Origin of the sequence: Cupriavidus sp. BIS7 (genome assembly GCF_000292345.1) — a bacterium.
GTDB lineage: Bacteria > Pseudomonadota > Gammaproteobacteria > Burkholderiales > Burkholderiaceae > Cupriavidus.
In genome coordinates this window covers 60,040-69,082 of record NZ_ALOU01000042.1, presented here as the reverse complement: position 1 = coordinate 69,082, position 9,043 = coordinate 60,040, and the positions used below count along the sequence as shown (strand labels likewise).

At 62.0% G+C, this 9,043-nt stretch carries 7 protein-coding genes; all 7 read right to left on the bottom strand.

The features are described from left to right. Positions 1-169: 169 nt before the first annotated feature. Complete coding sequence (locus B552_RS0115970; protein ID WP_019450044.1) at positions 170-1,093, bottom strand: aldose 1-epimerase; 924 nt, start codon at positions 1,091-1,093, stop codon at positions 170-172. A gap of 48 nt (positions 1,094-1,141) precedes the next feature. Beyond that, on the bottom strand, positions 1,142-2,032 hold the full coding sequence (locus tag B552_RS0115965; RefSeq protein ID WP_019450043.1) for an SMP-30/gluconolactonase/LRE family protein: 891 nt from the start codon (positions 2,030-2,032) through the stop codon (positions 1,142-1,144). Between the two features lie 92 nt (positions 2,033-2,124). After that, positions 2,125-3,390, bottom strand: a complete 1,266-nt coding sequence (locus B552_RS0115960; RefSeq protein ID WP_026035714.1) for a glycerate kinase — start codon at positions 3,388-3,390, stop codon at positions 2,125-2,127. Between the two features lie 82 nt (positions 3,391-3,472). After that, on the bottom strand, positions 3,473-4,375 hold the full coding sequence (locus B552_RS0115955) for a 2-hydroxy-3-oxopropionate reductase (protein ID WP_019450041.1): 903 nt from the start codon (positions 4,373-4,375) through the stop codon (positions 3,473-3,475). Between the two features lie 41 nt (positions 4,376-4,416). Next, a complete protein-coding gene (locus B552_RS0115950; RefSeq protein ID WP_026035713.1) occupies positions 4,417-5,208 on the bottom strand; it encodes an aldolase/citrate lyase family protein in 792 nt (263 codons plus the stop codon). Between the two features lie 225 nt (positions 5,209-5,433). Continuing rightward, positions 5,434-7,341 carry a DUF11 domain-containing protein gene (locus B552_RS0115945; RefSeq protein WP_019450039.1) on the bottom strand — a complete coding sequence of 636 codons (1,908 nt, stop codon included), beginning with the start codon at positions 7,339-7,341 and terminating at the stop codon, positions 5,434-5,436. Positions 7,342-7,409: 68 nt separating this feature from the next. Next, on the bottom strand, positions 7,410-8,960 hold the full coding sequence (locus B552_RS27540; RefSeq protein ID WP_157160267.1) for a glycosyl hydrolase family 28 protein: 1,551 nt from the start codon (positions 8,958-8,960) through the stop codon (positions 7,410-7,412). Between the last annotated feature and the right edge of the window lie 83 nt (positions 8,961-9,043).

Below are 9,043 nucleotides of genomic sequence, written 5' to 3'. Positions count from 1 at the left end.
TTGGGCCTGCGCGCTTTGGAGCGACAAGTCGGACATGTTGGGGATTCCTTCCCTAATGCGGGTGCAAGACACGATAAAGGATCGATTGGCGTCCGGTAATAGGTCTGAGCCTATTCGCTGGGATCTGTCCCAACGCCGGAATCGTCTTCTGCGCTTCGGCCGTCACTATTCAGGCCTCGATGAGCCACCGCATGTGGAAGGACACCGATTCGCCCGGCCCGATCTCGCGAAGGCCCGTTCCCTCCCAGCCACTCGCCGCCAGGTTCACAGCATCCGCCACGTGCGAGACCGGTTCCAGGCACACAAAATCGGAATGGCCCGGAGCATGCAGCACGAAGTGCTCCAGCCCCGCATCCGCACGCATCGTGAGCCTCGCACCGTCCGGTCGCTGCACTATGGCCGTGCGCGTCCAGCCGCTGAAATAGACACTTAGGTCGGTATCGGGCAATTGCCGCTCGCTCGCAAAACATTCGTGCCCGCCCACCTCTGTGCGCCCGATGGCCACGCCACCTGCGTCAGCCGGCCACATATGCGCGGCATCGAACTGGATGCGCAGCCCCGGCACACGCGCGAAGAACGGGTGGAAGCCGCCACCGACAGGCATCGTGCTGTTGCCGTCATTGCGAATCGTCAGCGTGGCATCGAGACCGTCCGGGGTCAGTGCCAGCACCTGTCGCGCCGTCAGCGGCCATGGCCAATCGTCGCCCGCTGGCGTATGGCCCAGCGTGAGCGTGATCGAGCTGGTGCCCTGCTCCGCCACCGTCCACGCGCGCACGTGGCCGAACCCATGCATCGCGTGCGGCTGACCTGGGTGTGCGGGCAACACGATGGTTCGCCCTTGCCAATGGAAGCGAGCGTCGCGGATGCGGTTGGAGAACGGCAGCAACGGATAGCTTCCCGCCTTCGGCCATGCGTATGCCGGGAAGCCCTCGGACATCGCGTGTTCTGGCATGGGCGCGAGCCAGTCGATCACGCTATGGTCGGCGCGCGTGGTGGTGAACGAAGCCATGCGGCCGCCAGCGGCCGGGGCCACGGTCAGCGTATGACGGCCAGCCTGAAGCGTGTGCCTGGGAACGGGAGGGAACCAGAGCATGAAATCGGGATGCCTTGAAGAAAAGCCTTGAACGGCTACGGTGCGCAGTCAGCCGCGCAGCACGGGCTCTGCAATGCCACGTACGCCAGGTCGCATCGCCACCACCGCACCGGACAGTGGATCGCTCTCGTCGGTACGGATCGATGTCACAAAGAGCGTGTCGAGGTCAGCGCCGCCGAACGCGCACATTGCGGGCTTGGCGAATGGCACGGCCATGCTGCGATCCAGCCGCCCATCTGGCGTGAACCGATGGACCTGGCCTGCATCGTTGCCGCAGATCCAGTAGCAACCGTCCTCGTCAATCGCCGCGCCATCGGGACGCCCCGGATAGGCGTGCATGTCAATGAACAATCGCCCGTTGGACGGCACGCCTGCTTCGGTGTCGTAGTCGAACACCCACACGGACTGCCGCGAGGAATGCGAATCGGACAGGTACATCGTGCGGCCATCTGGGCTGAAAGCCAGACCGTTGGGCGTGATCATGGCGTCGCGGTGCACGTCGAGCACACCGCTCGCGGCATCGAAGCGGTACAGCTTGCCATCTGCAGCACCCAGCGCCGTGTCCTGGACCATGGTGCCCGCCCAGAAGCGGCCCTGGCGGTCGCAACGGCCGTCGTTGAATCGCATGTCGCTGCGAGCATGCGGCACGGTTGCCACCCGCCGGGGCAACTCCGGTGCTTCGCCCGGTACAAGGCGCCCGATACGAAACAGACCGGTTTCCATCGCCAGCAGCCAGCCGCCGTCGGCCGTCATGGCCATGCTGCCCGTCATCTCTGGCAACGACCAATGATCGCTACGCCCGGTTGCCGGGTCGAAGCGCCACAGCATGCGATTCGGAATATCGGTCCAGTACAGTGCAGCTTCAATCGCATGCCAGACGGGGCTTTCGCCCACGCCGCAACGCATGTCGCCGATCCGTTCAAAGGCGTTCAGCATCATCAGGGAAGAACACGAAAATGGTTATTGAAAGAATAGATGCTTGCATGGCAATTCGTGCGCGGGCCAACTGCCGGCCATGACGCGACCTCTGGTTACCCGATCACGATCGCGCGGAAATCGTTAACGTTCGTTAACGTCGGCCCAGTGATGACGGAGTCCCCCAGCGCCTCGAAGAAACTGTGTGCGTCGTTTCTTTCGAGATATGCGCGCGGGTCCACGCCAGCCTTACGGGCCCGTGATAGCGTGTCGGGCGTGATAACCGCACCTGCAATCTCTTCAGCACCATCCACGCCGTCGGTATCACCGGCAAGCGCGTGTACGCCTTCGCATCCGTTGAGCGCTATGGCAAGCGAAAGCAGGAATTCGACATTGCGGCCTCCACGCCCTGCGCCGCGTACAGTGACTGTCGTTTCTCCACCGGAAAGCAACACACAAGGACCTTTGAAAGGCTGCCGATGCAAGCTGACCTGACGTGCGAGCGCTGCATGAGCCTTGCCAATGTCTCGCGCCTCGCCCTCCATGCTGTCACTGAGGATGTGAACCGTGTAGCCGGCCTTCCGCCCAACCTCTGCTGCAGCCTCGAGGGCCATCTGGGGGGTGACGACAATCCGGGTTTCACAGCGGGAGAGGCGGATATCTGACGGCTTGACGGTCTCGCCGGCACCGCTTTCAAGCAGTAGCCGTGCCGCATGTGGCACGGCTATCCCGTAGCGATCGATGATCTCCAGGGCTTCCGCACATGTCGTCGGGTCTGCCACCGTCGGCCCCGACGCAATGTCCATCGGGTCGTCCCCCGGAACATCCGAGATCAACAGCGTAAGCACCCGTGCGGGGTAGCAAGCTGCGGCGAGTCGGCCGCCCTTGATGGCCGAGAGATGTCGCCGCACACAATTCATTTCGGAAATGCTCGCGCCACTGGTCAGTAAGGCGGCGTTGATAGCCTGCTCGTCTTCCAGAGTCAGTCCCTCCGCCGGTGCTGCCAGCAGCGCGGATCCTCCGCCAGAAATCAGAGCGATGACCAGGTCGTCTTCTGTCAGTCCCTGTACGCTCGCCAGCATCTGCATTGCAGCAAGTTGGCCTGCGGCGTCCGGGACCGGGTGGGCGGCCTGCGCAATTCTTATGCGTGAGCACGGCACGTCGTAGCCGTAGCGCGTCACGACCATCCCTTCGAGCTGACCGGGCCAGTTCTGCTCGAGAGCCCGAGCCATCTCTGCCGACGCCTTGCCGGCGCCAACGACGACGGTACGGCCTTTCGGCGGCGGAGGCAGGTGCCCGGGAATGCAAAGCGCTGGCTGCGCAGCCGCGATTGCAGCGTTGAACATTTCTTTGAGCAAATGGCGTGAATCTGGCCGTGTCATTGCCGTACCCATTGGGTTCAGTGAAGGATGGCCGGAGCAACCAGCCGCAGGCCATCCATGGTCTTGCTGTGGTCTTGCTGTGTTAAGCGGCAGCTGAAATTTCGTGATCGGCGAGCAGCTCGAGCGCGCGAACAAGCGCGGAATGGTCCAGATCATCCAGCCCGTTGGCTGCGCATGCCTGCATGAGTTGCGCTACACCGGCAGTCTGCGGCAGCGAAACGCCAAGCTCACGCGCACCCTGGAGTGCAAGCCCCAGATCCTTCTGGTGCAAACGGATACGAAAACCCGGCGCGAATGTTCGCTTGATCATTCGCTCGCCGTGGACTTCCAGGATCCGGCTCGAAGCAAAGCCGCCCATCAGGGCGTCGCGCACCTTCGCGGGGTCCGCACCGGCCTTGGCAGCAAACAGCAGCGCTTCACCCACTGCCGCAATATTCAGTGCCACGATGATCTGGTTGGCTACCTTGGTGGTCTGCCCGTCGCCGTTACCTCCCACGAGGGTAATGTTCTTCCCCATTAGCTCGAGCAAGGGGCGAATCCGCTCGAACACGGCGGCGTCACCGCCGCACATGATGGTGAGCGACGCAGCCTTTGCGCCAACTTCTCCGCCCGAAACAGGTGCATCGATGTAGTCCGCACCAAGAGCATTGATCCGCTGGGCAAACGCCTTGGTTGCCGTCGGCGAGATGGAACTCATGTCGACGATGATCTTGCGAGCACCAGCGTCATTGCCATTCAGCGATTGAGCAACGCCACCCTCGCCAAACAGCACGGATTCGACGTCGGGTGTGTCCGGGACCATGACGAAGACCACTGCGGCTCGCCGCGCCACCTCTGCAGCATCCTTGCAGCGAATGGCCGGGCTCGCGGCCACTTCCGGCGAGAGTTCACTGCGTGTATTCACGAACAACTGATGGCCTGCGTTCACCAGGTGCAGCGCCATCGGCGCGCCCATGATGCCAAGTCCAATGAAGCCAATATCCATGATCTGGTCCTGTACGAATATTTTTGGTGTGGATGGTTTGTTCAGTAGCCGTTCGGCGTTTCCGCGGTGCGACGACCATTGCGCATGGCGTCGACAACCTGGCGTGCGCCTGCGGCCATCAATCGGGCATCGGAACTGACGGTGACGAACTGAAAGCCCTTTTCGATACGCCGTAGTGCCGCTTCCGGCGCGCCGTTGTGGATACCCGCGACCACACCGTGTGCCTTCGCGCGTTCCAGTATGTGGTCGATTGCCTGGGCAACCTTCGGTTCGACATCGTCAAAAGTTGGGCGACAGCCGAGAGACAGTGAAAGGTCCGATGGGCCAATGTAGATGGCGTCAAGGCCTTCGACGGAAAGGATGGCGTCGATGTTATCGAGAGCCTGAGCGGTTTCGATCATGGCGAAGACGGCAACCGTGTCGTTGGCATGCTCGGGGTAGTCCGCACCGCCATAGAGAAGTGCGCGTACCGGGCCATAGCTGCGGACACCTCGCGGTGCATAGCTTGTGTAGGCAACCAGCCTCTGCGCGTCCTCGCGGCTGTTCACCATGGGGCAGATGACCCCGTAAGCGCCTGCGTCGAGGGTCTTCATCAGAATCCCTGGCTCAAGCCATGGCACTCGCACAACTGGCGTAGTCTGGGTCGTCGAGACAGCCTGCAGCATCCTTACCATTGCCTGGTAGTCCACGACACCATGCTGCATGTCGATGGTAAGGGTGTCCCATCCCTGATGGGCCATTGTTTCGGCGCTGAAGGTGTCTGGAATGGCCAACCACCCATTGACCGCCGCGCGGCCCTCCGCCCATATCGCGCGTAACGGATTACTACGCATGTGACATCCTCTTGAATAAAGTAACTTCAGTTCGGGCCCGGAGAGTTTCGCGAGCGAACCATGAATGGCGAAGTGCGGCTCTGGAGCCAGAAAGCTTCACGGCGAATGAGCCTGCGGCGGGCATTGGGTGTTCAGAATGCCGATGCCAGTATCGGCACTCCAGAACTGGGCAGCCTGGCCCCGGTGCCCGCGCGGGGCACAAGGGCCGGACTGATTCCCCATCCGTCAGGGCTTGATCATCAACTTTTGAATCACCATCGTGCCGCTGGTGTTGATGTTTGAAAGGCGCAGCACCAGCGGTACGGTGATGGGTGTTGTGGCCGTATAGACGCCGGTCGTTCCCGTTGTCCCTCCGGTTGGGGCGGTTGTCAGAAGATTCGTTTCATCACATGTGTTGCTGGCACACGCGCTGCGGGTGCCGGGAGTGTTCACGATGTTGTGCCACGTGCTGCCATCGGTGGTGTAGTCCAGCGAGTAGCCATTCGATCCGGCACGGAAGAACTCGAAGCTGAAGTCGTGAAGGCTCGGCAGGTTGAACTCCACAATGCCAGGATTACCGACTTGCTTGGCGATCTGGATGTTTCCTGCGAGGCTGACAGCGGGGGCAGTACCGCTCGTCAAGTCCGACGTGTACTTGACGGATGAGCTGGAGCCGGTCGTGGCTGAGCCATTCTGGCTTGCGCAGATGAACTGCCCGGAAGTAGCCGTCACCATCGTCCCGCTGCTCGGGCCCGGCGTCGTTCCCGGCCAGCTTTCAAAAGCCGCCGCATCGCCAGTTGTACTCAGCCCTGCAAGATACGTCGACGTATTGGGCCCGGCACTGGAAGTTGTACCAAGGGACCCCAGCGTGACCATCGAGCCGGACGTGCCCCCGAAGCTGCTGTTCAGGGTCGCGATGTCGATCATCACCCCGCAGGAACCCGCAACCTGTGCTCGTGCGGCACTGACGGTGGTCGTGGCGGTGCAGCCAGGCGATGAAGTGCACGTGGCACCTGTGCTTGGAGCGACCGTATTGACCAGGCTGCCGGCCCCGGTGGCCGTCGTGGAAACGACAACACTGGCGGCGGCGCCCGCGGCCAGTCCGGCAGGAATTGTACAAGTCAGTGTATTGCCGGATACCGGAAGGCAGGTAGCCCCGGTCGGCGTGACCGAGACAGAGCCAATGCCGGACGCAGGCAGGGTATCCGTCAAGGTGATCGGTGCCGTGGTCGGACCGCTGCCGCTATTGGGCGCACTGATGGTCCAGGTGATCGCGTCGCCGTTAAAGCCAGTGGCTTCGTTGACGCTGTTGGACACCTGAACATTCGGAGCGGCAACGGATGCGACCGCGGTCGTGGTGGTGCAGTTAGCCGACGAAGTGCAAGCGGCGCCAGTACCTGGAACTACCGTGTTGACAAGGCTGCCAGCCGCAGTCGCCGACGTCGAGATAGCAACGCTGGCAGTGCCGTTGGTTGCAGCCAGGCCGGCGGGAATCGTGCAAGTCAGTGTGTTGCCGGATACCGGGTTACAGGTGACCCCGGTCGGCGTGACCGTGACGGTACCGATACCGGAAGCTGGCAACGTATCCGTCAGCGTGATCGGTGCCGTCGTTACGCCGCCCGTATTGGCGACGTTGATGGTCCACTTGACCGCGCCGCCAACAGCGGTGGAAGTGGTACTCACGCTTGCGGTCACGCTGACATTGGGAGGCACCGGAAGAGCGCTCGCCGTGGTCGTCGTGCTGCAATCTGCCGTGGAGGCGCAACCCGTGGCACCAGCACCCAGGCCCTTGACCGAGCTAACCAGGCTGCCTGCCGCGTTGACTGTCGCAGAGACGATCACTGATGCACCGCTTCCGGGCTGGAGGCCGGCGGGAACTGTACAGGTCAGCGTACTTACCGGGTCACCGCAGGTAGCGCCTGTCGGTATCACCGAAATGCCGCTCACGTTGCCCGGCAAGTTGGCCAGCAGCGTGGTGGCGCTTGTGGTCGGCCCACTGCCGGAATTGAGGGCAGTGATGGTCCATGTGACACGGTCTCCGACGGTAGCGGTGCCGGTGTTGACCGACTCCGCGATGTTCATTGTGGCAGTGCCGGCAGATGCCGAATTGCCATCGCCGCCTCCGCCGCAGGCGGACAGCAGCACCGGCATCATCGCAACGGCCGCGACACTCCTAAGTATGCCTCTCATTATTCTCTCCTTCAGATGCAGTGAATCTGTTTTTAGTGGACTGACATGGGCGCGTTCGTCGCAGGGAAGTCGACAAACGCACTGCTGCAGTCATAGGCCGCCGGCGACGTGGCCCTGTTGTCGAAAACGCTGACGTGGTTCATGTTCTTTGCAGCAAGTAGTACGCTGGCGAAAGAAACCGGGCCTGGCCCCATCGTCAGCTCTGCATAGGAAGGGATTGGGTAGGGAAGGCTTGTGGTTACCCAGCCCGGCAGCGAGTCGAACACCACGTTGTCCAGAGTGATGTTGTAGAGGTAGTTGAATTGAGATTGCGACTGGTAGCCACGGAACAGCAGCAATGCACTGGCACCGTCATAGATCGAGCCGGGTACGTCGGTGTAGCGGAAGTTCCTGATCGTGATGTCGTGGATATTCGGATAGAGCGCGTTAGCCGAACCCGACGCATCCCCGTAGTAAGGGTCTACCGCGATCGGTTGCTGAACGCGGCGCGCGCACATTCCATCCACCGTGACGTTCTTCACTTCGCCGCCGCGGCTGTCATCGGTCTTGATGCGGAATCCGCTGGTGGCGTTCATGTCGAAGCCGTCGATGGTCAGATCGCGGATCGTGATGCCATTCATGCCACTGTCCGTTTCACTGCCAAGGGACATGCCATGGCTGAAATAGAAGCGGTTATGCAGGATCTGCACGTTCGCGACCGGCCCGGTCGTGCTGCTGTGCGACTTGATGGCGATGCCGTCATCACCGTTGTTGATATGGTTGAATGCGATCAACACGTTCTGCGACTGGCCAGGGTCGATGCCATCAGTGTTCTTGATGGTGGCGGGGGTGAAGCAGGTACTTGGCGTGGTGGTATTTGCCGTGCCCGAGACCACCGGCATGGTGTTCGGCGCGCACTTGTAGCCAGCGACCGAATACTCAAGCGAAGGAGAGAGCAGCTTGGTGCCCCATACCGTGATGCCATTGACGCCGCTTGTGACCACGTGGAACTTCGGCGAATTCTGCAGCGTGATGCGGTACAGGCTGAAGTTGCTTCCGTTGTTCACCTGAATCAGCCGCGGATTGTTCTGGCTGACCCCATTCATGGTCTTGGTCAGGGCACCCACATCCCACCAGGTCAGCTTGTTGGCGTACGGGCCGGAGGTCAATACCGCGCCGCCACGTCCATCAATGACGCCATCGCCAACCACGCCGTTATTGTTCGGCGTGGTCGTGATCAAGGCGTTGCAGCCATTGTCGCTGCTTGCTGTCCCGCCGCAGGTGTTCTTGCCGGAAATCTGATAGTCAGTCGGGCTGCGCGAGCCAAAGAGCGTGACGCCGCTGTCGACCCATAGCGTGACCGCGCCCGAAAGTGTGATCGGGCCGGACAGGAACGCATTCTCCCCGTGGCTGCCGGTGACCAACTTGACGGCCTGCCCGGCGGGGCAGGCCGTGATGGCGGCCTGGATCCGAGCAGTGTCCGGCTGCGAGCTCGCCGGCGGCGCATCTACCGCGGCGTCGAGCAGGCCACCACTGTTCCTGGTCAGCGTCGCGCTCAGCGTTGCACAGACCGTACTCGGAAGGGAAGGCTCCTTGCCCTGCACGGCCGGATCGGAAAGCGCGGCGGCGGGCCACAACGAGTTTGAGCTCGGACTTGAGCTTGGACCAGGATTGGCAGCCACTGGCG

Bases quoted from the DNA above. Each gene is read 5' to 3' on its own strand.
- B552_RS0115970 (WP_019450044.1), bottom strand. From the start codon at position 1,093: ATGCTCTGGTTCCCTCCCGTTCCCAGGCACACGCTTCAGGCTGGCCGT.
- B552_RS0115965 (WP_019450043.1), bottom strand. From the start codon at position 2,032: ATGATGCTGAACGCCTTTGAACGGATCGGCGACATGCGTTGCGGCGTG.
- B552_RS0115960 (WP_026035714.1), bottom strand. From the start codon at position 3,390: ATGACACGGCCAGATTCACGCCATTTGCTCAAAGAAATGTTCAACGCT.
- B552_RS0115955 (WP_019450041.1), bottom strand. From the start codon at position 4,375: ATGGATATTGGCTTCATTGGACTTGGCATCATGGGCGCGCCGATGGCG.
- B552_RS0115950 (WP_026035713.1), bottom strand. From the start codon at position 5,208: ATGCGTAGTAATCCGTTACGCGCGATATGGGCGGAGGGCCGCGCGGCG.
- B552_RS0115945 (WP_019450039.1), bottom strand. From the start codon at position 7,341: ATGATGCCGGTGCTGCTGTCCGCCTGCGGCGGAGGCGGCGATGGCAAT.